The organism is Microbacterium yannicii PS01 (assembly GCF_000304335.1).
In the GTDB taxonomy this organism is placed as follows: Bacteria; Actinomycetota; Actinomycetes; order Actinomycetales; family Microbacteriaceae; genus Microbacterium; species Microbacterium yannicii_A.
The window spans coordinates 31,174-57,837 of the sequence record NZ_CAJF01000022.1 but is presented as its reverse complement, the minus strand read 5'-3'; the positions used below and the strand labels follow the sequence as shown (position 1 = coordinate 57,837).

Genomic DNA, 26,664 nt, shown 5'->3' with positions numbered 1-26,664 from the left:
CGGTCACGGGTTGCTGGTCGCGCGGTTCCAGTCGCGGACGGCGTCGATCAGCTCGCGCCACGCGCCCGTGACGGCGTCGTCGGGAAGCTCGGCCTCGCGGGTCGAGGGGCCGGCCGGCTCGCCGGACCAGCTCGCCCGGATCCACCACACGAACCCGTCCGGAACCGGCTGACGCGGCGGGGCGGCGTGAGGGACCGCGCCGCGGACGGCCTTGCGGTCGTCCTTCGGAGGTGTCACCTCGTCCCACGGGCAGCGGTCGATCAGCGAGATCCACTCGGATGCCTCGTCCTCGGGCGGCTGCGCGGTCCAGCGTCGCGTGATCCCGGCGAAGCCCCCGGTGCGCGCGACATCGATCTCGATGGGCGCCGACGCCGCGGAGTCCGACGATGCGCTGTCGTCAGCGCGTGATGGCTGCTTGCTCCTCATCCTGCAACACGCCGACGCCGGTCCACCCGGCGAGGACGGCGTCGACCTCCTCCGACTCCTCACCGTACTCCGCGGCGGCCGCCGCCAGGGTGGCGCGGGCGAACGCGGCGAAGTCGGCGGTGGATGACAGGGTTCCCGACGTGATGGTGCGGTACCAGATGAGCCCGGCGCGCTCCCATGCCCGCCCCCCGAGCGCCATGGCGGTGAGGTGGAAGGCGCGGTTCGGGATCCCCGAGTTGATGTGCACGCCTCCGTTGTCGTCGCGCGTCTGGACGTAGTCCTCCATGTGGCCCGGCTGCGGGTCCTTGCCGAGCACGTCGTCGTCGTACGCCGTGCCCGGCGCGGCCAGTGAGCGCAGCGCGGTGCCCTCCACGGCATCGGTGAAGATGCCCTCGCCGATGAGCCATGTGGCCTCTTCGACGCTCTGCCCCAGGTGGTGCTGCTCGGCCAGAACCCCGAAGACGTCGGCGACCGACTCGTTGAGAGCGCCGGACTGTCCCTCGTAGAGCAGTCCGCCCTCGTCCTCGATCACGCCGTGGGCGAGTTCGTGAGCGATCACGGTCAGCGAGCCGGTGAACCCGCGGAAGACCTCGCCGTCCCCGTCGCCGAACACCATGCGCTCGCCGTTCCAGAACGCGTTGTCGTAGTCGCGGCCGTAGTGCACCGTGGCCAGCAGCGGGCCGCCCGAGCCGTCGAGGCTGTTGCGGCCGAAGGCGTCCCACAGCAGCTCGAAGGTCGCCCCGAGCCCGTCGAAGGCCTCGTCGACCGCGGCGTCTCCGATGGGCTGGTCGTCTTCACCCCGCACCCGCACACCGGGAAGCGACTCGGTGCGCTGGGCATCGGAGATCTCGCGGTCGGGGGCGGGAGTCGCCTCGACCACGAGTGTGCCCGGCTCCTCGATCGACAGGCGCAGGCGGGAGCGCTCGGGACGATACTCCCGCGGCGTCGCCAGAGTCGACCGGGCCGCCTGCGCGGCGCGCTCCCACCCCGGGTCCTGCACGGCGGCGATGCGGGCGAGCAGGTACGGCGGAACGATCGCGGGGGCCATGCTCCGAACCTAGCCGCGACCACCGACGCGATCGCGGAAGGCGAGACTCATGTCCGCTAGAGGATCGGGTCGATCACGGGGATCGAAGCGAGCAGCCGCCGTGTGTACGACACCTGGGGCTGCAGCAAAACCTTCTCGGTGGGGCCTTCCTCGACGATCCGGCCGTCCTTCATGACCACGACCTCGTCGCACAGGTTCTGGACGACGCCGATGTCGTGAGAGACCAGCACGAGCGTCAGGCCATCTCTGGCTCGCAGCTCGCCGAGCAGCTCGAGGATCTGCGCCCGCACCGTCACGTCGAGGGCCGAGAGCGGCTCATCGCCGACGAGAAGGCGCGGTCGGTGCACGATCGCACGTGCCAGGGCGATCCGCTGACGCTGTCCGCCCGAGAACTCATGAGGGAACCGCTCCGCCATGCCCCCTTCGAGGCCGACATCCTCCAGCACCTCGCGCACGCGCTCACGACGATCGGCCGCGCCGCTGAGGCCGTCGCGCTCGCGCCCGACACCGTCACCGTCGAGACCGTCACCGTCCAGCCCCAGAGCCCACAGCGGCTCGCCTACGATGCGTCCGACGCTCATGCGGGGATCCAGGGAGGAATAGGGGTCCTGGAACACGATCCCGGTCTGCCGGCGCAGCCAGTGCAGCGATCGGGCAGGAGCGGCGGCGTCCACCCTGCGGCCGTCGAATTCGACGAACCCCTCCGACGGCGTATCGAGCGCGAGCAGCAGCCGGACGAGCGTGGACTTGCCCGATCCCGACTCGCCGATGATCCCCACCGACGAGCCCTCGCGCACATCGATGTCGGCATCCGCCAGGGCGGTCGAGAAGCCCTGACGCTCGAACAGCCGCGTCTTCGGCGCGGGATAGCGGCGCGTCAGGCCGCGGGCCCGCAGGAGCATGGTCTGCGATCCATCCGGCTGATCGACCGGAAGTCGCGGGTTCATGATCGTCCCCCCTGAGAATCGTCCCAGCTCCCGGGCCCGGCGGCGGGTCGCCCCACGGGTCGCCACAGCGTCGCCGTCGCATCCCGCAGCAGCCCGCGCGTCACGGCGGATCCCGGAGCAGTGAGCAGCTGCGACACCGGCGCCTCCTCGGCCACGCGACCGTCCTCGAGCACCACGCCGTGCGTCGCGATCTGCGACAGTACGGCGAGATCGTGGGTGATGAACACCAGCGACATGCCGTCGTCGCGCACCAGCGACAGCAGCAGCTCGAGCACGTCCGCCTGGATGGTCACGTCGAGCGCAGTCGTCGGCTCGTCGGCGATGAGCAGGCGCGGCCGGCACGCGAGCGCCATCGCGATCGCGACGCGCTGACGCTGCCCGCCCGAGAGCTGGTGCGGGTAGCGGGCGACGATGCGCTCGGGATCGGGCAGCGCGACGCGGGACGCCTCGGCGACGGCGCGGACGGCGGCATCCCGTTTCGTCAGCCCTTCGTGGATGCGCACCGACTCGGCGATCTGCCGGCCGACGGTGCGGACCGGGTTGAGCGCGGTGCGCGGCTCCTGGAAGACGATGCCGATCTCGTCGCCGCGGAGCGTCGCCAGCTCGCGATCGGGCAGCCCGAGGATCTCGCGGCCGTTCCACCGGACGCTGCCGGTGGCACGGGCGCCGTCGGGGAGCAGCCCCAGGATGGCGAGCGCCGTGACGGACTTGCCCGATCCCGACTCTCCGATGAGGCCGACACGGGCGCCATCGGGAACCTCGAATGAGACGCCGTCGACGACGCGGCGGCCGGCGATCTCGATCGTCAGATCGTGCACCTCGAGGCTCATGCGACGACCTCGTCGGCCCGACGCGTTCGCAATTCAGTCCGCGGGCGCGCTGCCCGGCCGATCGGGCGCGGAATAACGCCGATCTCGACCCCACGGCCGTGCGCGCAGACTGAATTGCGAACCGGCGACGGGGTCACGACACCACCTCCGGGATATGGAGGCGGGCCCGGCGGGTCGCGAAGGGACTGCGAGAGAGGGTCGGGTCGGTCGCTTCGCGCAGGCCGTCGCCCAGGAGGTTCAGGCCCAGCACCGTGAGCGTGATGGCGAGCCCGGGCCAGATCACCGAGAGCGGGTGGACCGTGATGAACCGCTGCAACTCGGCCAGGAGCAGTCCCCACGACGGCTCGGTGACCGGCGCGCCGAACCCGAGGTAGGACAGTCCGGCCTCTGCGAGCACAGCGACGGCCATGCCCCACGACAGCTGCACGATGAACACCGGGGCGACGTTGGGCAGCAGGTGGCGCACGAGGTTCTGCGCGGGGGTCAGCCCCGCCGCGCGGCCGGCCAGCACGAAGTCGCTGTGCAGCACGCGGCGCAGCTCGGGACGGGTGACGCGCGCGATGTTCACGCCGAAGCCGATGCCGACCGACCACACCACGACCCAGAGCGATCCGCCCCAGACCGCCGAGATCATCATCGCGATGATGAGCACCGGGAAGGCGATCAGGATGTCCACGAGCACGGCGACCGACTCACGCAGCCAGCGCGCGGTGAGGGCGCCGAGCGCTGCCAGGGCGATGCCGATCACCGTCGCGACGAGTCCGGCGCCGACCGCGACGAGCACCGTGGTGCGGGCGCCCGCCATCAGCAGGCTCAGGATGTCGCGGCCGGACGCGTCGGTTCCCAGCAGGTGCGGCCAGCCGGGCGGTGCCCAACGGTCGGAGATCTCGACCTGCTGCGGGTCGAACGGGGTCCAGAACACCGCCAGCACCGCTGTCGCGACCACGACTCCGACGACGATGAGCCCGAATCGCCCCGTCGACAGTGCCCACAGCCGGCGCAGCCACGCCCAGCGCGATCGCGGGCGGCGGGCTTCGGCGGGGCCCACGCGCCCGGAGGCTCCGGGCGGCGCGCCAGCGCCGTGTGGAGGGGGCGTGGGGACCGGTCCGCTCACGTCGCCTCCCGCTGACGGGGGTCGATGACGCGGTGCGCGATGTCGACGACGAAGCCGACGATCAGCACGAAGGCGGTCAGCGCGAGCAGCTCGCCCTGCACCTTGGGCAGATCGCGCGCGCTCACGTCGGACACGAGCATGCGCCCGATGCCGGGCAGCGAGAAGAGCTGCTCGATGACGACCGCGCCGACGATGATGCCGGCCACCTGCAGCCCGAGCACCGTGATGACCGAGAGTCCCACGACCGGAAGCCCGTGCCGGATCAGGGCGGCATTGCGGGTGAGGCCCTTGGCCGCCGCGCTGCGCACGAAGTCCTGCCCGACCGCCTGAAGCGTGGCGCTGCGCACGAAGCGCAACAGCATGGCGCCCTCGACGATGCCGATGGTGAGCGCGGGAAGCAGCAGCGCGCGCAGCGCCGCCCACGGCTCGCTCCAGCCCGCCCGCGGGAAGCCCTGGGCCGGCAGCCACCCGAGCCACACCGCGAAGACCACGACGAGCATCATGCCCGCCCACACCACCGGCACCGCGGCGAGCGCCTGCGCGCCCACGCTCAGCGCCGTGCCGTCGGCGCGGCCGCGGCGCAGCGCCGACAGCACGCCGAGCGGGACGCTGATGACCACCGCGATGAGCAGGGACAGGATGCCGAGGGGCACGGTCACCTGGGACTTCTCGGCCAGCTCGTCCACGACGCTCGTGCCCGTCAGCAGCGAGGTGCCGAGATCGCCGCGGAAGACGCCGCCGATCCAGGCGAGGTACTGCTCGGGCAGCGAGCGATCGAGTCCGAGTCGCTCACGGATGCCCGCCACCTGCTCGGGAGTGCTGTTGACTCCCGCGATGAGCTGCGCGATGTCGCCGGGGAGCACCCGGAGAGTCAGGAAGATCAGCACGCTGGCGACGAACAGCCCGAGCAGCAGCAGGGCAGACCTCGTCAGCGCGTACCGGATCACCCGTTGCTCTTGGCGATCTCGGCAAGGCTGAGGCGCTCGTTCACGTTGATCGAGGGCATACCGGCGATGTTAGTCCCGACGGCGATCACCGAGGCTCCGTTGTACAGCCAGTCGGCCGCGGCATCCTCCGACACGATGCGGGCGGCCTCGGCGAGCAGCTCCGCCGCCTCGGACTCGTCGGTCGCTGCCAGCGACTGGGCGTACAGCTCCTGCACCTCGGGGTTGTCGTACGTGAAGTAGTACTCGGGGTCGGCCCAGTTCTCGAAGTCGCGCGCCTCGGTGTGCAGCACGAAGCTGAGCTCGTAGTCCTTGTTGATGTACACGTCGTTGAGCCAGGTCGGGAAGTCGACGGACTCGACCTCGAGCGTGATGCCGACCTCGTTGAGGTCGGAGACGAGGATCTGCGGGATCGTGGTCGCGTAGAAGTTGGGGATCGTGAGCGTGAGCTCGAGATCCTCCTCACCCGCCTCCTCGAGAAGGGCGCGCGCGGCATCGGGATCGTAGGGCGCGACGTCGGCGAGATCCTCATAGCCGGGATCGAGTTCGGGGATCGGGCCGTACTGCGCCTGACCCGAACCCAGTGCTTCGACGATGGCGTCGTGATCGATCGCCTGGCGGATCGCCTGCCGCACGCGCTCGTCGGCGAGGGGCCCCGAGGTCTGGTTGAACGCGAGGGTGCCCTTGTCGGTCGACTTCCCGAGGACGAGAGCGAAGTCGCCGTTCTCCTCGATCTGCTCCTGCAGGTTCGCATCGAACCCGGTGACCACGTCGACCTCGCCGGCGAGCGCGGCGTTCAGGGCAGCCTGGTTGTCGGGGATGTAGTCGAAGACGACCTCCGCGACGCCGGCGGCCTCGCCCCAGTACGCGTCGTTGCGCGCGAACGTGATGCTGTCGCCCTGCCGCCAGTCGTCGAGGACGAACGGGCCGGTGCCGTTCGCCGCCGTCTGGTAGTCGACCGTGTCGCCCTCCTTGAGAACGATGCCCGCGCGGCCGGTGAGGTTCCACAGCAGGGACGAGTCGGGCTGGGCGAGGGTCAGGGTGATCTCCTGGCCCTCCGCCGCGATGCTCGTGACATTCGCCAGCCGCGACGAGTCGCTCCACTCCGGCGTGTTCTTGCGGGTCGTGAGCGACCAGACCACGTCCTGCGGGGTGAGCGCCTGACCGTCGTGGAAGGTCACGCCCTCGCGGAGGGTGAACGTGTACGTCAGTCCGTCCGGAGACACCGTCCAGTCGCTCGCCAGGGCGGGGACGATGTCCTGCTCGGGCGTGCGGGCGACCAGGCCCTGATAGACGTTGTCGACGAGGATCTGGTCCAGCGCCGCTCCGGCCGTCTCGCGGATGTCGAGGTTGCCGGGCTCGAGCACCAGACGGATCGCCACCGACGCATCGGGGTCCGGCTCGCCGGTCGCGCTGGGCGAGGGCTCGGCTCCGCCACCGGCGCAGGCGGTGAGGGCGAGCACGCCCGCGGCGAGCAGAGCGGTCGCGGCGAGGGTGGAGCGACGGAGCATGGAGGTCCTTTCGAACGGGTCCCGGTGCTGAGCGGGTGCCGGCGGGGCGATCGGATCGGTCCCACAGGTGCGGGCTCTCCAGCCTAGGGACTGTGCGATGCGGAGCGGGAACCCGGTACTCGGAACGTAAGAGAACCGTTAGAGCTTCCCACGGCAGCCGCAGGGGCGGGCTCAGCCGGCGAGGGCTGCCGTGCGCAGGCGCTGTCCGAGCTCGATCGGGATCTCCTCCTGGACGTTGTGTCCGGAGGGGACCACCACGACGGATGCCTCGGGCACGCGACCTGCGAATTCCGCGGCATCCACGTCGGTGACATACCCGCGCTCGCCGCGGATCAGGGTGATGCGTGCCGTGACGGCGGCCAGATCCTCCCAGCCAGCCTCGCCGAGGACCGCCGAGACGGCGTCCGCGGCGGGCGCCCCGGAAGGCGCTTCGGCGTCGAGCGTCGAGGGCGGCGCCGCGTTGGCGAGGTGGGCGAAGTGGTGCTTCCACTCCACGCGTCCGTCGGGGCGGACGCGGGAGTTGAAATAGACGCCCCGTTCGGCCCGCCGCCGCGTTCCGCCGCCGAGACCGAACGCCAGCGCGCGGTCGACGAGCTCGTCGCGGGAGGCCCAATCCACCGGGCCGGCGAAGAAGTCGCGGATCTGGGTCGGCCCGGCGTTCGAGTCGACGCCCGGCGTGATGTCGATGACGACGAGCTCGCGCACCAGGTCCGGACGCGAGGCCGCCACCGCCGCGGCGGTGAGCCCGCCGAGCGACTGACCCACGAGCAGCTGCGGCCCTCGGGTCCACGCGGCCATCCCTGCCGCGACGTCGGCAGCGAGCACCCGCCCGACGTATGCCGCGTCGTCGCGCCATGAGGAGTCGCCGTGACCGGGGAGATCGATCGAGAGCGCCGGCAGACCCAGCGCGAGGATGGTGGTGTCCCACGTGTGCGCGTTCAGTCCCGCGCCGTGCAGGAAGGTCACGACCGGGGCGGCTTCGCCGGCACCCGGTGGGATGTAGCGCAGCGCGCTCAGCGTGCGGCCGTCCTCCAGCGTGAGCGAGACGCGCTCGCCGCGGGGGATCTGGCCCTCGATGCCGGTCTCGGCCGCCTGTTCGGCGAGAAAGGAGAACTCGTCAGCGGGAAAGGAGAACTCGTCGGTGGGTTCGCTCACCGGGCCATTCTCTCGCACGCGCCGAGACGAGAGGGCCCGATCCGCGGCGCCGGCGGGTGGGTAGGCTGGCGCCATGACGGAAGAACACCGCGTCCATCTGTCGCGTTCGGCCCCGCCGGCCTACAAGGCGCTCGCGGCGGTCTCGAAGACCGTGGGCGATCTCGCCGGCCAGAGCGGTGTCGACGACCGGCTCAAGGAGCTCGTGCAGATCCACACGTCGCAGCTGAACGGCTGCGCGTACTGCGTGCGGGTGCACATCGAGCGGGCCGTCACGGCGGGTGTCACCGCCGACATCATCGGCCAGATCCCGGTGTGGCGCGACTCGGGCGTCTTCTCCGAACGCGAGCGCGCGGGCCTCGAGCTGGCTGAGGCGTTCGTCTTCATCCACGAGGACGGGATTCCCGATGACGTCTACGACCGAGTCGGCGGCGTGCTGAGCGAGCAGGAGTACGTCGCCCTCAGCTGGATCCTGGTCTCGATCAACGCCTTCAACCGCATCGCCATCGCGGGCCGCTACAGCGTGCCGCCGCGCGACGACCTCTCGCGCGAGGACGACGACGCCAAGACGGGCGCCGCCTGGTGACGACCCCCACCCCGGCCGATCCGGTGGTGCCGGGGGCCGTCAATCTGCGCGACGTCGGCGGTCTGCCCGCCGAGGGGGCGGTCACGCGCCACGGCGTGCTCTACCGGTCGGGCAATCTCGCCCGGCTCGATGCGTCCGGCACGCGGGCGCTCGGGGAGCTGGGCCTGCGGCGCATCATCGATCTCCGTGCGGACGACGAGGTGCGCTACGAGCCGAGTCGCATCGACGGCATCGACGTGGTGACGCAGCGGGTGCCGCTGTTCCTCGGGTCGGTGGAGTCGTTCTTCCGCGACGACATCGGCCTCGACGAGATGTACCGCCGGCTGGTCGAGGACTCCTCGGCGGGCGTCGTCGAGGTCGTGCGCGGCATCCTGGCCGATCAGCCCGTCCTCGTGCACTGCACGGTGGGCAAGGACCGCACCGGGGTGACGGTGGCGCTGACGCTGGCGGCCGCCGGTGTGGACACCGAGGCGGTGGTCGGCGACTATGCGCGCACCGAGGGCCTGCTGCCCGAGCAGCGCAATCGGCGCATCGTCGAGCTGCTGCGCGCCATGCATCCCGGGGCGGTGCACCTCGAGGACCTCGCCACCCGCTCTCCCGCCCCGGTCATGCGTGCGCTCCTCGACGAGGTGAAGGCGCGCTACGGCTCGGTCGCCGACTATCTGCGTGCGCACGGGCTCGCCGACGATGCGCTCACGGAGCTGCGCCGCGTGCTGCTTCGTCGCATATGAGCCGCGGACGGTCGGAGTCGTCATCCACCGTCACGATCCGGTGACTGAGGTAAGGCAACCCTTCTTTCGGTTATAGTGGAGGGGTCATGAGCCACCTCACCACCCCGCACTCCGCGCAGCGCACCGCCGAGCACAGCGCCTCGGCGTGTCGTTCGTCGCGTCACACGCGGGTGCAGCAGCTCATCACAGCCGACGAGTCCTCGCTGGCGGAGCTCGAAGCGCTGCTCGCGACGCTGCCGATCTGCTCGACGGGTCGGGTGTTCATCGAGATCCCCGAGGCCTCGTGGCAGGCCGAGATCTCGGCTCCGAGCCGCATGGTCGTGACGTGGCTCGACCGCTCGCAGCGCAGCGGAGCCCCGGGCACCGGTCGCGGCTGCGCGACCGGCGAGGCCCTCGCACGCGCCGTCACGGCCTGGGCGAACGAGATGCTCTGCGTCGAGGACGACGAGACCCGCATCCACCTTCTCGGCGGCTACCTCGGCACCGCCGACATCGTCGACCACCTCGTGGGGATGGGCGTGCGCCGGGAGTCGATCGACGCGCCCGAGCAGTACGGACTCACCTCGACGCGCTGACGAGTCGGTCAGGCCGCCCCGCGGGGGACGTAGTTGCCGTCCGCCAATCCGGCCTCGATCTCGAACCTGTTGCGCAGCGGGTCGCGCCCGGCGAGAGCGTAGAGCAGAGGCATCAGCAAGCCGTACCGCTGCCATTGGCGCTTGTGGACGGCCTCATGACGCAGCAGAGCCGCCGAGACGCGGTGATCGCCGGTCAGGAAGCACCCGCCCACGCACACGCCGCCCCGTGGGAACGTCGCTCGCGGCATCCCGCGGAACACCCACAAGCCCTCGCGCTTCTCGACGCGACCGGTGCTCCACAGCGATCCCCACACCCAGCCGACCGCGCAGCCGTACCAGTAGCCCACGCGACTGATCGGCGAGTCGAGCAGGAAGGAGGGGATGCACCGGTCGATGCGTCGCCCCCGCGCCACGGCGCGATCCGCCGCGGCGCGCCAGCCCGGCGGCGGGGCGGCGATCGGGCTCACGCGAGGGCCCCGACGACCCGCAGGATCGCGCCCAGATCGTCGGTCGCGGTGGCCGCCGAGGCGGGGGAGTACCCCGCGAGGGACGAGCCGACGAGCGGGACGCGCGCTCTGAGCTGCGACACCGAGGCCGTGAGCTCGGACACGGTGACCCCGAATGGCTCGGGATGCGCGTTGCCGACCACCTCGGCCGGGTCGAGGACGTCGACGTCGATGTGGATGTAGACGGCATCGGCGCCGGTCGCTGCCACCGCATCCGCCAGGGCATCCGGGTCACGCAGCGCGTCGACCGTCAGAGCGGCGATGCCCATCGCCTCGACCGCCTCGAGCTCGGCCTCGTCGAACGAGCGAGCGCCGGCGATCACCACACGGCCGGGCGCGACCGTGCCCGCGTCGATGACCAGGCCCGCGTCGCCGTCACCGAGCACGGCGCGCAGCACCATGCCCGCGAAAGCCCCCGATGGCGACGAGTCGGGAGTGTTGAGGTCAGGGTGGGCGTCGATCCAGACCACGGCGAGTCCGGGTGTGCGGCGCACGGCGTGGGCGATGGGCGCGAGAGCGATGCCGCAGTCGCCGCCGATCGTCAGCACCGGCTCGTGGTCGTCGTCGAGCGCGTCGGCGACCATGTCGTGCACGCGGCGCAGCGAGCTCAGGCGATGGATGCCGCTGCCCTGCGCCTCGCCGGCTTCCATCGGCACGTCGAGCACGGTGGTCGCCGATCGCGGCAGGTCGCCGGCGATCGCGTGCGCTCCGTCGAGCAGCTGCATCGCGCGGGACGACGGACTGCCCTGCCACTGAGGGACCACGAGGTATCGCGTCATCCCCTCATCCTCTCGTACGAGGAGCGGCCGCGGCATCGGGGCCGCGACGGGCCGGGGCGCCGGATCCTCGCGGATTCGGCGCCCCGGTCATCGCTCGTGCGATCAGTTGCCGATCGCGGCCTGCGGCGTACCGCCGGTCTTCAGCGCGGCCAGCCGCGCCTCGACCTCGGTCAGCTCGCCGACGTCCTCGAGCTGGTTGAACTGCGCGTCGAGCGTCGACGCGGCCAGCTCCTGCTTGCCGGTGGCGAGCGCCTCCTGGCGGCGGACCTTGTCCTCGAACCGGCCGAGCTCGCTCGTCGGGTCGAGGACGTCGATCGACTTGACGGCGTCGTGCACCTTGTTCTGCGCCTCGGCGACCTTGGCGCGCGCCAGCAGCTCGGAGCGCTTCGTCTTGAGCTGCTCCAGCTTCTGCTTCATGCCGTTCAGGCCGTCCTTGAGCTTGTCGACCACCTCGTTCTGCGCGGTGATGGTCGGCGCGATCGCCCGGGCCTCGTTCTCCTCGCTGATCTGGCGCTGGAGCGCGATCTTGGCGAGGTTGTCGAACTTGTCGGCGTCGGCGGTGTTGCCGGCCGTGCGCAGCTCGTCGGCCTTGCGGCTCGCGGCGAGGGCCTTGTTGCCCCACTCGGTCGCCGCCTGGATGTCTTCCTGGTGGTCGCGCTCGAGCAGGCGCAGGTTGCCGATCGTCTCGGCGATCGCCGACTCGGCGTCGGCGATCGAGTTGGTGTAGTCGCGCACCAGCTGATCGAGCATCTTCTGCGGGTCCTCGGCAGAGTCGAGGAGCGCGTTGATGTTCGCCTTCATGAGGGTCGAGATTCGACCGAAGATGGACTGCTTCGCCATCGGATTTCCTTCCTTTGTCGGACAGAGTGAGTTCAGGTTCGGGATGCCGGGGCCGCGAAGGGCGAGTGTGGCATCGGTCGCTGTGATCGAGCCGGGGGAGTCAGAAGCGACCACCTCCTCGGCGTCCGCGGGTGCCGCCGCCGCCGAAGCTTCCGGGCCGGAAGCCGCCGCCACCGGACCCACCGCCGAGCATGCCGCCCGGGCCGCCCCCGAGGCCGCCGAGTCCGCCCGAGGAGCGGCCTCCGCCGCCGAGCAGCGAGTTCAGGACGATTCCGCCGAGCACCGCACCCATCATGCCGCCGCCGCCGGACTGCCCGCCGCCGCCGAACATCCCGCCGCCGCCCTGGAAGGCGCCGACGTCGCTTTGGGCGAGCTGGATCGCCAGCCCGGCGAGCTGATCGGCTCGCTGGGCGTGCTGCGCCGCCTGCTCGGGGTCACCCGCCTGCAGCGCCTGGGCACGGGCGAGCGAGGCTCCCGCCTCCGCCAGGCGCGTGCGTGCCTCGGCTCCCACGGCGCCGCGGCGGGCGGTGACGTAGTCCTCGGCCGTCGACACCTGCGCCTGCGCCTGCAGGATGAGCTGACCGGCCATCTGGCGTGCGCGCTGGGCCCGCGCGTCGGCATCCCGCACGCCCTGGACGAGGGCGTCGATCTGGGCGTTGGCCGCCTCGAGGCTCTGCAGCGCGATCAGGGGGCGCTTGGCCGTTCCGGCGAGGTGCGTGCGAGCGGTGTCGAGCTGCTGCCTCGTCGCGGCGATGACCGCGGCGATCCTGCCGTCCGGGTCGGGAAGAGCGGATGCCGCGGCGATGTCGCGCTCGAGCTCGGCGACGAGCGCTGTCGCACTCCTCTCGCCTTCGGCGAGGTCGGAGGCGAGCTTGCCGATCGCCGTCTCGAGCAGTTCCGCCTGGCCGACGGCCTCCTCGGCGGCGCGGATGCCCACCGCTGCCTGGCCGCCCTGGCCACCGCCGATGGCGGCCTGTGCGGCGGCGAGCTGCTCGTCGGCGAACGCGAGACGCTGCCGGGCCTGGTCAGGGTTGTCGGCGACCGTCGAGAGCGCCTCGGGGGCGTACGAGGTCTGCAGGGTCTGCAGGCGCCCCGCGGCCTCGTCGAGAGCTGCGGCGGCCTTGTCGCGCTCGTCCTGCACGCGGGCGAGCGCCTCGGGCGCGTTCTGCTCGAGCTTGCGCAGCTCGTCGAACGCCTCGGCCTTCTCGTCCAGGAGCGCGTTCGCCGCCTCGCAGAGCGCGATGATGCGCTCATTCCAGGCGCGAGCGTCCTGCTCGGAGTCGGGGGTCGCGTCATCCAGCTGCTGCTGGAGGGTGAACGCCTCGTCAAGGCTCTGCTTGGCGGTCACGAGCGCCGCCTCGAACTCGGAGGTCGCGGCATCCCCGAACTGCGCGCGAGCGAAGCCGAGCTCCTGCGCACTGGTCTTCAACGCATCGTCGGTCTCGACGAGGAGCGATGCCCCGCGCCGCTCGAGCTCTTCCAGGCTCGGCTGCGCGACCTCGGGGGCTCCGGGACCTCCCGCCACCGCACCCTTCCGGCGTCGTCGCACCAGCACCACGATCAGCACCACGCCGACCACGACGGCGGCGATGACGAGGATCCAGGTGAGAGCCGCCCCGCCGCCGGAACCGCCGGCGCCAGCGCCGCCGAGCGCGGACTGCATGCTGTCCGCGGCGGCGGTGATCGCCCCCGCGTAGTCGCCGTCGGTCAGGTGGGGCCGTACGTCGGCCTCGATGTCGCTGAGCTGCTGCTCGCTGAGGGGCCCGCTGCTGTCCGCAGAGATGTAGAACTGCCGGCCGTCGGTCGCGACGGCGAGCAGATACTGGACCGGGCCGAGACCGTTCTCCTGGGCGACGGCGTCGGCCCACTGCTGCCGATCCGCGGGGTTCGTGAAGTCGTCGACGAACACCACGTACAGCTGCGCATCGGTCGCCTCCGACAGGGACTCCAGTCGCGCCTGTGCGTCGTCGACCTCACCGGCCGAGAGCACCTGCGCGTCGTCTGTCACGTAGCCCGATCCGAGCGGAACGGGATCGGTCGCCCACGCGGATCCTGTGATCGCGGTGAGGGCGACCGCGGCAGCCGCCGTCAGCGCCGCAACCCATCGCGCACGCATCGATTTCCCCTCCGGGACGCGGAACCATGCCCCTCACGCGAGTCTATGCAGGCCCGGGCATGACGCGGTAGCCCGCGATGCCGGGCGGCCGCCTCCGCGGGTCGCTGCCCGAGGGAGGAGGGAGGACCGGGTAGCCTTTCCGATCCGAGGGAGGACCATGGACGATCGCTACGGCACCGACGTGCTCGCCGCCGGGTTCCGGGGGCATGGAAGGCGAGAGCTGGCGCGGGTCGAGGCATCCCGCGATCTCGTGATCGAAGTCGCCGACGACGGATTCTGCGGCGCGGTCGTGGCCGTGTCGGGCGGCATGGTGGAGCTCGAGGACCGGCATCGCCGGCGACGGCTGTTCCCGCTCGGACCCGGGTTCCTCATCGACGGCGCCGACGTCGTGCTCATCCCGCCGAGCGCGGCACCCGCAGCGGGCGGGCCGCGTCGCACCGCCTCCGGTTCGTTCGCGGCGGCCGACAGCCGCGCCCGCACGGCCCGCGCCAGCCGCATCCTCGTCGAGGGCCGCCACGATGCGGAGCTCGTCGAGAAGGTGTGGGGCGACGACCTGCGGGCAGAGGGTGTGGTCGTCGAGTACCTGCAGGGCATCGACCTGCTCGAGGCCGCACTCGACGAGGAGCCCCCGTCGGCCTCCCGCCGCTACGGCGTGCTGGTCGATCACCTCGTGCCCGGTTCGAAGGAGTCGCGCGTCGCCGATGCGATCGGCCGCGGCCGGCACGGCGCGCACGTGCTGATCGTCGGGCATCCGTGGATCGACGTCTGGCAGTGCGTCACGCCTCAGGCCATGGGCATCGAGCGCTGGCCCGTGGTGCCCCGGGGCATCGAGTTCAAGGTCGGCGTGTGCCGTGCGCTCGGCTGGCCGGCCCGGGACCAGGCCGACCTCGCCCGCGCCTGGCAGCGCATCCTCGGGTCGGTGAAGTCGTATCGAGACCTCGAGCCGGCGTTCCTCGGCCGGGTCGAGGAGCTGATCGACTTCGTGACACAGCCCTAGGCCGGCCGGACGCCACGGGTGAGAGCCGCCTCGAGCGCTGGGTAGCCTGGACGGGTGCCCGATCCCGCCCCCGCGCCCCTGCCCGCCAACGCCGACGACCGCCGGTACCGCGATCGCCCGGTGTCGTTCGTGCGCCGCAGCGGGCGGATGTCGGAGGCGCAGGAGCGTGCGTGGAGCGACCTTGCCGCCGCGTACGTGATCGACGCCCCTCGCGACGCCGCCGCGACCAGCATCCTCCCGGGCTCCGCCGTCGACCCGGCCGCAGTCTGGGGGCGCAGCGCCCCTCTCGTGGTCGAGATCGGCTCGGGACAGGGGCATGCCATCGTGCACGCCGCCTCGTCCCGCCCCGAGGCCGACTTCCTCGCGATCGAGGTGTTCCGCGCCGGCCTGGCCCGCACCATGCTCGACGCAGACCGGGCCGGTGTGCGCAATCTGCGGCTCGTCGAGGCGAACGCCCCCGAAGTGCTGCAGCACCTGCTGCCCGAGGCATCCGTCTCCGAGCTGTGGGTCTTCTTCCCCGATCCGTGGCACAAGAAGAAGCACACCAAGCGCCGGCTGGTCACACCCGAGTTCGCCGGCATCGCGGCCCGCGCCCTTCGCGACGGCGGCACGCTGCGCCTGGCGACGGACTGGGAGGACTACGCGCTGCAGATGCGGGAGGTCCTGGGCGCGGCAGAGGATTTCGACTCGGCGTTCGCGGGGGAGTGGGCCCCGCGTTTCGAGGGCCGTACGCTCACCGCGTTCGAGCGGAAAGGTGCCCGCGTCGGGCGCGAGATCCGCGACCTCTCGTACCGGCGGCGGTCGCGCCCGTGAGTCTTCGACCGCCCTCGTCCGCACTCCGGCTGGTGAGCTGATGCCCGCTCATCCCGGACTGACCGACATTCCCGCGCGCCGCGCGTGGTCGTGGGGGCTCGTTCCCGCTCTCCTGGTGTGCCTTGCGGCGCCGGCCTTCTTCGTCGTGCGGGTGCCGTGGATCGGGTGGGCGCTGCTGGCCGCCGGCCTCGTCGCGGCACTCGCGATGCGGCGGGCGGATGCCGCGGCCCCGCCGACGCCGCAGCTCACGACGACCGCGGATCGCGGCATCCCTCGTCCGCCCTCGCTCCTGCGCGATCTGTCTCTGATCGCCGTCGGCATGCTCATCGTCAGCGCCATCCCGCTCGAAGCCGAGCTCGACAACATCGCTTTCGTTCGCTTCGGCCTTGCGCTCGGAGGAGCGGTCGCGGTGCCGTACGCGATCTCGCGCTGGATCTACCGTGACGGCGCCGACGGGCGGGGGGCGATCCGCTTCCCGTGGCGCGGCGGCGGACGGTGGACCACGTTCCAGTGGACGTGGCTGGTGGCGGTGCTGGTGCTCGGCTGGCTGATCCTGCCCTTCTACTTCATCTCGTCCGGCGTCTATCAGAACTGGCCGGTCGTCGACACCCCCGACCTCATCGCGCGCCTCTTCGTCGGCGTCGGGGCGGTCGGCATCTGGGACGAGCTGTTCTTCATCTGCACCTGCTTCGCGCTGCTGCGCCGCCATTTTCCCGACTGGCAGGCCAACGGGCTGCAGGCGGTCGTGTTCGTGTCGTTCCTGTGGGAGCTCGGGTACCGCGCGTGGGGTCCGCTGCTCACGATTCCGTTCGCGCTGCTGCAGGGCTTCATCTTCTTCAAGACCCGCTCGCTCGCCTACGTCGTGACGGTGCACCTGCTGTTCGACGCCGTCGTCTTCCTCGTGCTCGTGCACGCGCACAATCCAGGGATGCTCGACTGGCTCTTCCTGGCGTGAACCCGCCACGCGGCTGCACACGCGCTGCCCAGAGGCTGCACAGGCCCGTCGGCTAGCCTGGATCATGGATCCCGACCGGATCCCCGGACGACGGATCAGTACCCGGTGAGCGACAAGACTGGCCAGGAGAACAGTCATGTCGTGGGTCATCCTCATCGTCTCGGGCGTCCTCGAAGCCGTCTGGGCCACCGCGCTCGGCAAGTCCGAGGGCCTCACCAAGCTCTGGCCGAGCGTCGTCTTCGGCGTCGCGCTGGTGGCGAGCATGGGCGGCCTCGCGTGGGCCATGCGCGACATCTCGACCGGTACGGCGTACGCCGTCTGGGTCGGCATCGGCGCCGCCCTCACCGTCGCCTACGCCATGATCACCGGCGCCGAGGCCTTCTCGATCGTCAAGCTGCTGCTGATCCTGGGACTCGTCGGCTGCGTCGTCGGACTCAAGCTCGTCGCGCACGAGTGACCCGGCCGCGCTACGGCCTGGCACACTGACGGAAGTCTCACGGTTTGCCGGCCACCGTGCCAAGGTGGGACGTGCCGCCTCAGCGGAGGAAGGCCACCCCACCAGGGAGCAGGAATGCAGCGTCCCCTCGCCGGGCTGACCGCCCGCAACCTCGTCACCGAGCTCACCGCGGGTGTGACGCTGCTGGCCATCGCGATCCCGCTGAACATCGGGTACGCGCAGATCGCGGGGCTGCCGCCGACGGCCGGTCTGTACGCGCTCATCGTGCCGACGGTGGTCTACGCGCTCGTGGTGTCGTCGCGTCAGGTGGTCGCGTCGCCGGATGCCGCGGCCGCGGCCCTCGTCGCCTCGTCGGTCGGAGGGCTGGCCGCGGCGGGGAGCGCGAGCTATGCGACGCTCGCGCTGGCGCAGGCGATCATCTGCGGTGTGATGTTCACGCTGCTGTCGGTGTTCAAGCTCGGGTTCCTCGCGAACTTCCTCTCGAAGCCGATCCTGATCGGATTCGTCGGCGGGCTCGCACTCGACATCATGGTGAGCCAGATCGCGAAGATGCTGGGCGTCAAGATCGATTCCGGCGACGAGTTCGTCGACAAGGTGGTGGGCTTGGTCACCGGAATCGGCACGACGAATCCCTGGTCGGTGTGCATATCCGTGGTCTCGGTTGCCATCCTGCTGGTCGGGCGGAGGCTCGTCGGAAGCGTGCCGTGGGCGCTTGTGGTGCTGGTGCTGACGACGGTCGTCGTCGTGATGACGGGGCTCGATCAGCGCGGCGTGGACGTGCTCGGCGAAGTGCCCGCCGGTGCACCGGCGCTGACCTGGCCGGTCATCGACTGGGCGATGTGGCTCGCGCTGATCCCGTCGGCGATGGCGCTGACGCTCGTCACGACCGCCGAGGGACTGCTCGTGTCGCGGTCGTACTCCGAGCGGCACCGGTACCCGTTCCACGCGAATCGCGACCTTCTGGCCTTCGGCCTGTCGAACGTGGCCGCCGGCGCGCAGGGCAGCTTCGCCGTCGGATCGTCGACCTCGCGCACGGCGGCGATGGATCAGGCGGGATCGCGCACGCAGCTTCCTTCGCTCGTCCTGGCGGCGGGCACGCTGATGCTTCTGCTCTTCGGCACCGCGCTGCTCTCCGACATCCCCTCGCCGGCGATCGGGGCGGTCGTGGGTGTCGCGATCCTTCCGCTGCTGGGCGTCCGCGAGTTCCGGGACCTCTGGCGGAAGGACAGGTTCGAGTTCGCGATCGGCGCCTCTTGCTTCCTCGTCACGCTGCTGGCGGGTGCGATCCCCGGCATCCTGGTGGCGTTCGTGCTGGCGCTGGTGAACATGGCGCGGCGCGCGGCGAACCCGGCGATCGACGTGCTGGCCGCGGGGGGAGACCCCCAGGAGTCCCTGCTGTCGGATGCGCCTGAAGGCACCATGACCGCGCCGGGAGTGCTCGTCATCCGGCTCGCGGCGCCGCTCTTCTTCGCGAATGGCGCGGTGTTCGCGGGCGCCGTCAAGCGCGCCGTGACCGCGGCGAGCGATCCGGTGACGCACGTGGTCATCGACATGGAGGCCGTCACCGATGTCGATGTCACAGGCGCCGAGGCGTTCGAGTCGCTGATGGAGTGGCTCGACGATGAGGGCGTCCTGCTGGCGTTCAGCCGTATGCGCCCGCAGGCGCGGCAGCGGCTCGTACAGCTGGGACTGCTCGAGGAGCAGCCGGTCTTCGCCACGAATCGCGCGGCGATCGCCGCTCTCGCTCCCCGCCAGAGCTGACTCAGGCGCGTCCGACCAGCTCGGCCAGCAGCGCGACGGCCCGATCGACGGTGGCCTGGAGGATCTCCTCGGGCTCGCCGTCCATAGCCAGCGCGACGTGTCCGGCAGACCCGTCGAGGGCCCAGCCCAGGAACACCGTCCCGGCGGGATGACCGCCCTCGGATCCGGGGCCGCCCACGCCGGTCGTCGACACGGCGATGTCGGTCTGCAAGAGCTCCTGCGCACCGCGTGCCATCTGCTCCGCGCATTCGGCCGACACCGGGTCCAGGCCCGCAGTGACTCCGAGCACGGTGACCTTGGTCTGCGTCTGGTAGGCGATGACACCCCCGCCGAACCACTCTCCGGCGTTCATGCCCTTTCCGACGGTGCCGGCCAGCAGTCCGCAGGTGAGCGACTCCGCCACCGCCACGCGGAGGCCTTTGCGCCGCGCTTCCTCTGCCACGTCCTGGATCGTGTCGCTCATCGTCCGTCCTCGCCTGCCTTTCCGGTCCGAGCCAGGGTAGGCCATCCGCTCCCGCGGTTCTCATTCGGCACGCGGAGCCCATCCGCGTCTCACGCAGATGTGTGCGCCGCGGCGAGGTCACCACCTGGCCGCACACGGGTGAGCGAGACTTAAGCATGCTCACACGGCGACGCATCACTGCGCTGTCCGCACTTCTCCTCGTCGGCTGCCTCTCGGGGTGCGGGCTCGCGGTGCCGGCCGACCCTGACGGCACCCTCGATCGCGTGCGCGGCGGGGAGCTGCGCGCCGGAGCGTCGGCATCCGGCTCGCTCGTGACGGTGAACGGCGACGAGGTGGACGGCTCGCTCGTCGAGCTGGTCGAGGGCTTCGGGGCCTCCCTCGAAGCCGAGGTCGAATGGACGGTCGGCAGCGAGGAGGAGCTCGTCGATGCGCTCGAGGCGGGATCCCTCGACCTCGCGGTGGGGGGCATGACCGATAGGACGCCGTGGTCCGATCGCGTCGGGGTGACCCGCGGGTACACCGGGATCCCCGGATCGGACGGGCGCACGGTGGTCATGCTCGTTCCGATGGGCGAGAACGCATGGCAGAGCGAGCTCGAACGCCACCTCGACGCGGAGGTCGGCCGATGAAGTCGATGGGGCGCACCGATCTTCCGCCGACCCAGCAGGAAGCGATGCGCAGCGCCGTGCGGTGGGAGTGGTTCACGATCGGCTACACCTGCGTGACGATCGTCGTCATCGCATTCGTGGTGGGCAACTCGCAGGCGATGCGGACGGCGTGGATCGAAGACATGCTCTCTCTCATCCCGCAGGTGACCTTCCTGATCGCGCTGCTCTTCATCCGCCGCCGGCCCACACAGCGGTTCCCGTTCGGGCTCCACCGCGTCATGGGAGTGGGGCACCTCGTAGCCGGCGTCGCACTGCTGGCCGTCGGCGGCAACCTGGCGTACGAGTCGATCAGCGGCCTCGTCCGTGCCGAGCATGCGTCGATCGGGACCATTCAGCTCTTCGGCTACACCATCTGGCTCGGGTGGCTCATGATCGCGGCGATGAGTGCGATCGTGGTCGGCCCGTTCATCTACGGTCGTGCGAAGTCCAGGCTGGCCGTGGTGCTGCACAACAAGCTGCTGTACGCCGATGCCGACATGGCGAAGGCCGACTGGCACACCAATGCGGCCTCGATCATCGGAGTGCTCGGCATCGGCGTCGGCTGGTGGTGGCTGGACGGGGTCGCGGCGCTGTTCATCTCGCTCGGCATCGTGTGGGACGGCTGGCGCAACGCCCGGGCTGCCGTGCGCGACCTCATCGATCAGCGGGCGCGGACACAGGACGACGCCGGGCCGCACCCGCTCATCGACCGCATCGCCCGGCGCGTCGACGAGCTGGCGTGGGTGAGCGAAAGCGCCGTGCGCATGCGCGACATGGGGCAGGTGTTCCACGTCGAGGTGTTCGCCGTGCCGGTACGCGAGAAGGTGCGCGTACGAGAGCTGGAAGAGGCGCGAGCAGCGGTGAGCGCACTGGACTGGAAGGTGCAGGACATCGTGGTCGTCCCGACCCACACGCTTCCCGCCGAGGCGCAGCGCGCCGGCCAGGCACGCTGACCTGCACGAGCGCCGCGCAGCACTGCGTCAGGCGATCAGGTCCCGCTCCGCCTCGTGGTCGGGCTCGTGCGCGGCGGGCGGTACCGGCTCGGGCACAAGGTGGAGCCCTGCGGGTGAATTGGCCGTGTACGCGAGCGCGTCGATCCACGCCGGATTCAGCCGCGGCATCCTGCTGCCGTAGTACTTGTACACGAGCGAGCAGCGAGGGTGGACCCAGACCGTGGTGCGCCCGTCCCCGATGCTCGCGTCGTCGCGCCACGTGAAGTGGAAGGGTTCACCACGGCGCAGCTTCGTACCGATCACCAGCTGCAGATGGGCGAGCGTCCGATCGTCGAAATCGACCTTGACCGTTCCGTCGTAGATCAGCTTTCCCATGGCGTGCCTCCCCACGGAGCGCGTCGGAGATGGAGAGCGCGAGGTCGCAGACGGCGTCTCTCGGTGTGCTCGGTTCTCATCATCCTCCGATGCCTGTCCGGTCGCTACCTATCGGGCCGTTCGAGTGGGGGGTGGCCGTCGCCCTGGTCATTCGCTCTCCACTGAGCTGACGTGATGCGGTGCTCCCACCGGTTTCGACTCGGCCGAGCCTCGCTGACGCAGGAACATCGAGAGCGCGATCATCGCGCCCACCGCGAGGAACTCCGACTGCCAGTTCTGCAACGTGCGGCTCCAGAAGTCCGGTGTGCTCAGATACTCGAGCCAGCTCATCGACGGCTGGCCGTGCTCGGCGTTCTCGGAGTTCATCACCACCGTTCCCGCGAGGGACTGCGCGAACCACGACAGCGCGAACACCGCGCCCATCACGATCAGGAGCGAATTGGAGAAGAGCGTCTGACGGATGCCGCGGGCCCGCGCCCACTCGGGAGAGTCCGGCTGCGCGTGCTCGCCGATCAGCTGCTCCTCGTCGCTGCCGACGCCCTCGTCGCCCGGCTTCTTCGACTCGGGAGAGCCGCGCTGCACCAGCCAGATGGTGGCGGCGATGAACAGGAAGAACTGTAGGAACTCCGACTGCCAGTTCTCGGCGACGTCGACGACGAACTCCGACGACGTCACGAACGCGCCGAACGACTCCATAGGCAGGCCGTGCTGCTCCTGGGTCTCGTTGAACTGCAGCCATCCCGCGATGGATTGCGCGGCGAGTGTCACGATGAAGAGCCCGCCGAACAACAGACTGAGGGCGTTGTCGCGAATCGGTCGCACCACGTCACCGCCCCGCCAAGGGGATCGCGATCATGTAGGCGAGTCCGACCGCCAGCACCGCGATCCAGGACCAGAACACCACCGCTTCTCCGCGCCGCGCGCCTTCCTCTTCCGGAGTGAAGTCAGCCATGATGCCCTCCTCCCGACGACGTGCCGATCGATGCCATCAGCTCATCCTGTCGTCGCAGCACGCGGGCTGTCAGGGCCTTGACAGGGGGACGCCACCTGGGGAAAGGGGACGTGCGAGAGGCCGACCCTCACGGACCGGCCTTCAGCCTCACGCCACTGGTGCCCCCGACAGGAATCGAATCTGCGAGGTCCGTTACCCGAATCCTGTACGTTGTCCACGCGACCAGCGCTCTCGCGCGCATCGGTCTATGGCAGGACGATCTCGAAGTTCGGGTCGCCGGGGCTGAGGACGCTGAAGAGCCGCTCCAGCACGCCGAAGTCTCCGGTCACGGAGAGACCGTCGGACTGGAGGTCGCCGCCGGCGAGACGGATCAAGCGCTCCTTCTCGAGGCTCAGATGCAGGGCGGCATCCGTATCCGGTTCACGGACCCGTTCGACGTAGACGAGGACGCCGTTGCGGAGCGTGACATGAAAATCTCGGTTGAGGTCGCTGATCGTGATGTCGAATGCGAGGTCGAGGTCCCAAGCGTTGGGGCCATCGATCGTGATCGCGATTGCGTCGAACACCTGCTCGGGACTGAGCTGGGCAAGGATTGCGGGCGCATTGGTCACGGTCGGTGTGCCGAAGTTTCCGCCGCGTAGTTCGGTGGCGCCCGAGAGGAAGAAGTTGCGCCAGGTGCCGTTCTCCGACCCGTAGCCGAGCTGTTCGAGCGTGTCGGCGTAGAGAGCCTTGACGGCTCCGTTGGACGCGTCGACGAAGACGGCGTGATCGAGCAGCGTGGCAGCCCACCGGAAGTCGCCGGTGTCGTACGCGGCGCGCGCCATCTCGAGCACCCTGTCGATACCGCCGATCGCCTCGACGTAGCGCTCGGCGAGAGCGGCAGGAGGATGGGGCCAGAGGCGGGCGGGATTGCCGTCGAACCAGCCCATGTAGCGCTGGTAGATGGCTTTGACATTGTGGCTCACCGAGCCGTAGTACCCGCGGGCGTGCCACGCGTTCTCCAGCGCGGGCGGGAGCTGGATCACCTCTGCGATTTCAGCTCCGGTCAATCCCTGATTCAGCAAGCGCAGCGTCTGGTCGTGCAGGTAGCCGTAGAGGTCGCGTTGCAGGCTGAGGAATTCGACGATCTCGGCGTTGCCCCACGTCGGCCAATGATGGGAGGCGAACACCACCTGGGCGCGACCGCCGAATCGCTCGATAGCCTCGGTCAGATACCGCGACCAGACATTCGGATCACGCACAAGCGCACCGCGAAGGGTGAGCAGGTTGTGCAAGGTGTGAGTTGCGTTCTCCGCCATGCACAGCGCTTCGTATCGCGGAATGTAGAAGTGCATCTCGGTGGGTGCTTCGGTTCCGGGCGCCATCTGGAACTCGAACTCGACCCCGTCGATGGTGTGGGTCTCGCCGGTCGTCGTGATCTCGAGCGTCGGGGCGAGGAGAGTCGCCTCGCCGGTCGACGTCGTCTGGCCGAGCCCGGCACCGACCGCGCCCCTCGTGCCGCGGGGCAGTGCGGCGCCGTACATGTAACCGGCGCGCCGGCCCATTGCAGTGCCCGCGTAGACGTTCTCGGCGACCGCGTGCTCGACCAGACCCTCGGGCGCGATGATCGCAACGTCTCCGGCGTCGACCTCCGGCTGGGTGACGATGCCCTGCACGCCGCCGAAGTGGTCGATATGAGAGTGAGTATGGATGACGGCAACGATCGGCCGGTCGCCGCGGTGCTCGCGATACAGCGCGGCAGCTGCCGTCGCGGTCTCCTTCGAGATGAGCGGATCCACCACGATCACGCCCGTGTCACCCTCGATGAACGACATCACCGAAAGGTCCAGACCGCGCACCTGGTACAGACCGGGCACGACCTCGAACAGTCCATGCTTCGCGACCAGCTTGCTCTGTCGCCAGAGACTGGGATTCACCGTGTCCGGCGCCGCGCCGCCGTCAAAGAAGTCATAGGTGGAGGCATCCCACACCACCTCACCGTCTGCGTCCAGAACCCTGGGCTCCGCAAGCGTTCCAATGAACCCCTTCTCCGCAGCAGCGAAGTCAGCGTCATCATCGAACGGCAAACGGGACGTCAGATCTGCGTGCGCGGCGACGATCGCACTAGTCGCTTCCGGATTACCCATGTCTCGATCCCTTTCAACGGGGCGCAGTTGCCCGGGCCTTCAGTTTGGCCAGGCGTCTTGCGTGAGACAACCGCTTGAGATGGCCATCCAACGTTCCGCCGTGTTGTGCACGCCACCCTCCCGCACGCAAGGGATCGCTCAGCGGGCGCTCATGAGGTCATTGCTGGACGAATCGGATGGGCAGGTCAGCGATGTGCAGCCCGGAGGATCGAATGGCGTCCTCGATCGCGGGGTGCTGCTGATCCGGGTGTGCGCGGTGGTCCGATCAGGCACTATTGCTGGTGCGTGATTCGCGGGGTGGCAAAGATTGCTGAGGCGAGTGCTGTCCCGATTGCGGCTCCGATGAGTTGTGCGGCGATGAAGGGCAGCACCGAGGTGGGTGCGATGCCGGCGAAGGTATCGGTGAAGATGCGTCCCATGGTGACGGCGGGGTTCGCGAAGGATGTGGAGCTGGTGAACCAGTAGGCGGCTCCGATGTAGGAGCCGACCGCGACGGCGATCGTGGGGACGCTGCGGCCGGTGCGTGAGAGCCCGACGATGAGCAGCACCAGTCCGGTTGTCGCAACGACTTCTGCGAGGAAGGTCGCGGGTGTGGCGCGGTCGGTGCTCGAGAGCGCAGCCGGCGTGGCGAACATGACGTTGGCGAGGAGGGCGCCGCTGATCGCCCCGGCGATCTGCGCTGCGATGTAGACGCCGAGCGCGCTTCCGGTGAGTCCGGTGCGGTCGCGTCGGCCCAGGGTGTAGTCGGCGAGGGAGATGACGGGGTTGAAGTGTGCTTCCGAGACGGGTGCGAACAACAGGATGAGCACGCCGAGGCCGAGCGCGGTGGCGATGGCGTTCTCGAGTAGTTGCAGGCCGGTGTCGGTCGACAGTCGTTGTGCGGCGATGCCGGAGCCGACGACCACGGCGACGAGCAGTCCGGTGCCGAGGAACTCCGCGAGAGCGCGTCGCCAGAGCGGCGCGCTCGTGATCACGGGGGCGTCGACGGTCACGGGGTGGTGACCGGGCTGAGCTCGGTGAGTAGTTCCTCGACGTGGCGGCGGATCTCGTCGCGGACCTGGCGGATGCCATCGAGGTCGAGGTCGGCGGGGTCTTGGAGGTCCCAGTCGAGGTAACGCTTGCCGGGGTAGAACGGGCAGGCGTCGCCGCAGCCCATGGTGATCACGGCGTCCGCGGCGCGCACGACGTCGTCGGTGAGCGGCTTGGGGAACTCTTCGCTGACGTCGATACCGACCTCTGCGAGCACCGCGACGACACTGGGGAGGATGCCAGAGCCGGGCTGCGAACCGGCGGAACGGACGTGCACGCGGTCGCCGGCAAGGTGCCGCGTGATCGCGGCGGCCATCTGGGAGCGACCGGAGTTCTGCACGCAGACGTAGAGGATCTCGGGAACCGGCTTGGCGATCATTCCCCGCGACTGGGCGAGTGCGGTGAGCCTGTCGCGGGAGAACTTCTCCGCGATGGATGGCAGATGCGTGGACACGGTCGCGGTGCGGGCGAGTGCTGTGTAGGACTCGAACACGACCCGCTCAACGGTTTCCGCGTTGACCATCCCGGTGAACTGCTGCGCGAGGCGCTCGGCCGCCCGATGCAGCACCTCATCCGGCGACAGCAGTCCGTCCTGCCCGCGCGCGCCAGTCACGACCGCTCCCCGGCCGGGACGAGCTCACCGATGAGCGATTCGACGCGGGCGCGGATGTCGTCCCGGATCCGACGGACTGCTCCGGCATCCTGCCCGGCAGGGTCATCGAGCTGCCAGTCTTCGTAGCGCTTGCCTGGGAAAATCGGGCAGGCGTCGCCGCAGCCCATCGTGATGACCACGTCGGACTCTTTCACGGCGTCGACGGTAAGCAGCTTCGGGGTGTTGCCTGCGATGTCGATGCCCTCCTCGGCCATCGCCTGAACGGCGACCGGGTTGATCTGGTCCTTCGGCTCAGATCCGGCCGAAAGCACCTCGATGCGGTCGCCGGCAAGGGACTGCAGGTAGCCGGCGGCCATCTGGGAACGGCCGGCGTTGTGGACGCAGACGAACAGGACGGTGGGCTTGCTCATGAGTGATC

At 70.1% G+C, this 26,664-nt stretch carries 30 protein-coding genes and 1 riboswitch; of the genes, 10 read left to right on the top strand and 20 right to left on the bottom strand.

The window, feature by feature from the left end:
- Nucleotides 1-3: 3 nt before the first annotated feature.
- The 8 genes from WYM_RS13060 to WYM_RS13025 form a co-directional block, all read right to left on the bottom strand.
- The gene (locus tag WYM_RS13060) at nucleotides 4-426 is read right to left on the bottom strand and encodes a protealysin inhibitor emfourin (protein ID WP_019181292.1); all 423 of its coding nucleotides are present in this window, start codon (nucleotides 424-426) and stop codon (nucleotides 4-6) included.
- Entirely contained in the window at nucleotides 398-1,474 is a 1,077-nt protein-coding gene (locus tag WYM_RS13055) for a M4 family metallopeptidase (RefSeq protein ID WP_019181291.1), read from the bottom strand. Before WYM_RS13055 ends, WYM_RS13060 begins: the two co-directional genes overlap by 29 nt.
- Nucleotides 1,475-1,530: 56 nt before the next feature.
- A complete protein-coding gene (locus WYM_RS13050; RefSeq protein ID WP_019181290.1) occupies nucleotides 1,531-2,421 on the bottom strand; it encodes an ATP-binding cassette domain-containing protein in 891 nt (296 codons plus the stop codon).
- Complete coding sequence (locus tag WYM_RS20225; RefSeq protein WP_019181289.1) at nucleotides 2,418-3,251, bottom strand: ATP-binding cassette domain-containing protein; 834 nt, start codon at nucleotides 3,249-3,251, stop codon at nucleotides 2,418-2,420. The genes WYM_RS13050 and WYM_RS20225 overlap by 4 nt, the downstream gene beginning before the upstream one ends.
- A gap of 133 nt (nucleotides 3,252-3,384) precedes the next feature.
- The gene (locus tag WYM_RS13040) at nucleotides 3,385-4,299 is read right to left on the bottom strand and encodes an ABC transporter permease (RefSeq protein WP_019181288.1); all 915 of its coding nucleotides are present in this window, start codon (nucleotides 4,297-4,299) and stop codon (nucleotides 3,385-3,387) included.
- A 62-nt stretch (nucleotides 4,300-4,361) separates the two neighbouring features.
- A complete protein-coding gene (locus tag WYM_RS13035; protein ID WP_019181287.1) occupies nucleotides 4,362-5,312 on the bottom strand; it encodes an ABC transporter permease in 951 nt (316 codons plus the stop codon).
- Nucleotides 5,309-6,820 carry an ABC transporter substrate-binding protein gene (locus tag WYM_RS13030; RefSeq protein ID WP_019181286.1) on the bottom strand — a complete coding sequence of 504 codons (1,512 nt, stop codon included), beginning with the start codon at nucleotides 6,818-6,820 and terminating at the stop codon, nucleotides 5,309-5,311. The genes WYM_RS13035 and WYM_RS13030 overlap by 4 nt, the downstream gene beginning before the upstream one ends.
- Before the next feature lie 171 nt (nucleotides 6,821-6,991).
- A complete protein-coding gene (locus WYM_RS13025) occupies nucleotides 6,992-7,975 on the bottom strand; it encodes an alpha/beta fold hydrolase (protein ID WP_019181285.1) in 984 nt (327 codons plus the stop codon).
- A gap of 73 nt (nucleotides 7,976-8,048) precedes the next feature.
- Between WYM_RS13025 and WYM_RS13020 the strand changes: the two genes are divergently transcribed.
- The 3 genes from WYM_RS13020 (at nucleotide 8,049) to WYM_RS13010 (ending at nucleotide 9,864) form a co-directional block, all read left to right on the top strand.
- Complete coding sequence (locus tag WYM_RS13020) at nucleotides 8,049-8,558, top strand: carboxymuconolactone decarboxylase family protein (RefSeq protein ID WP_019181284.1); 510 nt, start codon at nucleotides 8,049-8,051, stop codon at nucleotides 8,556-8,558.
- Nucleotides 8,555-9,289 (top strand): tyrosine-protein phosphatase, encoded by a 735-nt coding sequence (locus WYM_RS13015; RefSeq protein WP_019181283.1) that lies wholly within the window; start codon nucleotides 8,555-8,557, stop codon nucleotides 9,287-9,289. The genes WYM_RS13020 and WYM_RS13015 overlap by 4 nt, the downstream gene beginning before the upstream one ends.
- A gap of 86 nt (nucleotides 9,290-9,375) precedes the next feature.
- On the top strand, nucleotides 9,376-9,864 hold the full coding sequence (locus WYM_RS13010; protein ID WP_019181282.1) for an SIP domain-containing protein: 489 nt from the start codon (nucleotides 9,376-9,378) through the stop codon (nucleotides 9,862-9,864).
- Between the two features lie 8 nt (nucleotides 9,865-9,872).
- Here WYM_RS13010 and WYM_RS13005 read toward each other — a convergent pair whose 3' ends face one another.
- The 4 genes from WYM_RS13005 to WYM_RS12990 all read right to left on the bottom strand — a co-directional run bounded on the left by WYM_RS13005 (nucleotide 9,873) and on the right by WYM_RS12990 (nucleotide 14,105).
- Nucleotides 9,873-10,331, bottom strand: a complete 459-nt coding sequence (locus WYM_RS13005) for a hypothetical protein (RefSeq protein ID WP_019181281.1) — start codon at nucleotides 10,329-10,331, stop codon at nucleotides 9,873-9,875.
- Nucleotides 10,328-11,149, bottom strand: coding sequence for an arginase family protein (locus WYM_RS13000; protein ID WP_019181280.1), 822 nt, complete (start codon nucleotides 11,147-11,149; stop codon nucleotides 10,328-10,330). The genes WYM_RS13005 and WYM_RS13000 overlap by 4 nt, the downstream gene beginning before the upstream one ends.
- A gap of 102 nt (nucleotides 11,150-11,251) precedes the next feature.
- Nucleotides 11,252-11,989 carry a PspA/IM30 family protein gene (locus WYM_RS12995; RefSeq protein ID WP_026059802.1) on the bottom strand — a complete coding sequence of 246 codons (738 nt, stop codon included), beginning with the start codon at nucleotides 11,987-11,989 and terminating at the stop codon, nucleotides 11,252-11,254.
- Nucleotides 11,990-12,089: 100 nt separating this feature from the next.
- Complete coding sequence (locus tag WYM_RS12990) at nucleotides 12,090-14,105, bottom strand: TPM domain-containing protein (protein ID WP_019181278.1); 2,016 nt, start codon at nucleotides 14,103-14,105, stop codon at nucleotides 12,090-12,092.
- Nucleotides 14,106-14,262: 157 nt separating this feature from the next.
- Between WYM_RS12990 and WYM_RS12985 the strand changes: the two genes are divergently transcribed.
- From WYM_RS12985 to WYM_RS12965, 5 genes are all read left to right on the top strand, one after another.
- A complete protein-coding gene (locus WYM_RS12985; protein WP_019181277.1) occupies nucleotides 14,263-15,102 on the top strand; it encodes a DUF3097 domain-containing protein in 840 nt (279 codons plus the stop codon).
- A gap of 54 nt (nucleotides 15,103-15,156) precedes the next feature.
- Nucleotides 15,157-15,915 carry a tRNA (guanosine(46)-N7)-methyltransferase TrmB gene (gene trmB, locus WYM_RS12980; RefSeq protein WP_019181276.1) on the top strand — a complete coding sequence of 253 codons (759 nt, stop codon included), beginning with the start codon at nucleotides 15,157-15,159 and terminating at the stop codon, nucleotides 15,913-15,915.
- Between the two features lie 40 nt (nucleotides 15,916-15,955).
- Entirely contained in the window at nucleotides 15,956-16,870 is a 915-nt protein-coding gene (locus WYM_RS12975; protein ID WP_051008131.1) for a CPBP family intramembrane glutamic endopeptidase, read from the top strand.
- Between the two features lie 62 nt (nucleotides 16,871-16,932).
- Nucleotides 16,933-16,997: riboswitch (guanidine-III (ykkC-III) riboswitch) on the top strand.
- Nucleotides 16,998-17,006: 9 nt separating this feature from the next.
- A complete protein-coding gene (locus WYM_RS12970) occupies nucleotides 17,007-17,327 on the top strand; it encodes a DMT family transporter (protein ID WP_019181274.1) in 321 nt (106 codons plus the stop codon).
- 114 nt (nucleotides 17,328-17,441) lie between these two features.
- The gene (locus tag WYM_RS12965; protein WP_019181273.1) at nucleotides 17,442-19,088 is read left to right on the top strand and encodes a SulP family inorganic anion transporter; all 1,647 of its coding nucleotides are present in this window, start codon (nucleotides 17,442-17,444) and stop codon (nucleotides 19,086-19,088) included.
- Between the two features lies 1 nt (nucleotide 19,089).
- Here the strand turns inward: WYM_RS12965 and WYM_RS12960 are convergent, their stop codons facing one another.
- Entirely contained in the window at nucleotides 19,090-19,551 is a 462-nt protein-coding gene (locus tag WYM_RS12960) for a CinA family protein (RefSeq protein WP_019181272.1), read from the bottom strand.
- A 155-nt stretch (nucleotides 19,552-19,706) separates the two neighbouring features.
- On the opposite strand from WYM_RS12960, the gene WYM_RS12955 reads away from it, so the two are divergent.
- Both WYM_RS12955 and WYM_RS12950 read left to right on the top strand, forming a co-directional pair.
- Nucleotides 19,707-20,180, top strand: a complete 474-nt coding sequence (locus WYM_RS12955) for a hypothetical protein (RefSeq protein ID WP_019181271.1) — start codon at nucleotides 19,707-19,709, stop codon at nucleotides 20,178-20,180.
- On the top strand, nucleotides 20,177-21,151 hold the full coding sequence (locus WYM_RS12950; protein ID WP_019181270.1) for a cation diffusion facilitator family transporter: 975 nt from the start codon (nucleotides 20,177-20,179) through the stop codon (nucleotides 21,149-21,151). The genes WYM_RS12955 and WYM_RS12950 overlap by 4 nt, the downstream gene beginning before the upstream one ends.
- Nucleotides 21,152-21,178: 27 nt before the next feature.
- Here the strand turns inward: WYM_RS12950 and WYM_RS12945 are convergent, their stop codons facing one another.
- The 7 genes from WYM_RS12945 to WYM_RS12915 all read right to left on the bottom strand — a co-directional run bounded on the left by WYM_RS12945 (nucleotide 21,179) and on the right by WYM_RS12915 (nucleotide 26,656).
- Nucleotides 21,179-21,526, bottom strand: a complete 348-nt coding sequence (locus WYM_RS12945; protein WP_019181269.1) for a hypothetical protein — start codon at nucleotides 21,524-21,526, stop codon at nucleotides 21,179-21,181.
- A 147-nt stretch (nucleotides 21,527-21,673) separates the two neighbouring features.
- Nucleotides 21,674-22,348 carry a DUF6766 family protein gene (locus WYM_RS12940; RefSeq protein ID WP_019181268.1) on the bottom strand — a complete coding sequence of 225 codons (675 nt, stop codon included), beginning with the start codon at nucleotides 22,346-22,348 and terminating at the stop codon, nucleotides 21,674-21,676.
- A gap of 4 nt (nucleotides 22,349-22,352) precedes the next feature.
- Entirely contained in the window at nucleotides 22,353-22,478 is a 126-nt protein-coding gene (locus tag WYM_RS22385) for a hypothetical protein (protein ID WP_019181267.1), read from the bottom strand.
- A gap of 245 nt (nucleotides 22,479-22,723) precedes the next feature.
- A complete protein-coding gene (locus WYM_RS12930) occupies nucleotides 22,724-24,604 on the bottom strand; it encodes an alkyl/aryl-sulfatase (protein WP_026059798.1) in 1,881 nt (626 codons plus the stop codon).
- Nucleotides 24,605-24,876: 272 nt separating this feature from the next.
- Nucleotides 24,877-25,596, bottom strand: a complete 720-nt coding sequence (locus WYM_RS12925; RefSeq protein WP_019181265.1) for an aquaporin — start codon at nucleotides 25,594-25,596, stop codon at nucleotides 24,877-24,879.
- Nucleotides 25,593-26,246, bottom strand: a complete 654-nt coding sequence (locus WYM_RS12920) for an arsenate reductase ArsC (RefSeq protein ID WP_019181264.1) — start codon at nucleotides 26,244-26,246, stop codon at nucleotides 25,593-25,595. Before WYM_RS12920 ends, WYM_RS12925 begins: the two co-directional genes overlap by 4 nt.
- Nucleotides 26,243-26,656 (bottom strand): arsenate reductase ArsC, encoded by a 414-nt coding sequence (locus WYM_RS12915; protein ID WP_019181263.1) that lies wholly within the window; start codon nucleotides 26,654-26,656, stop codon nucleotides 26,243-26,245. Before WYM_RS12915 ends, WYM_RS12920 begins: the two co-directional genes overlap by 4 nt.
- Nucleotides 26,657-26,664 lie beyond the last annotated feature (8 nt).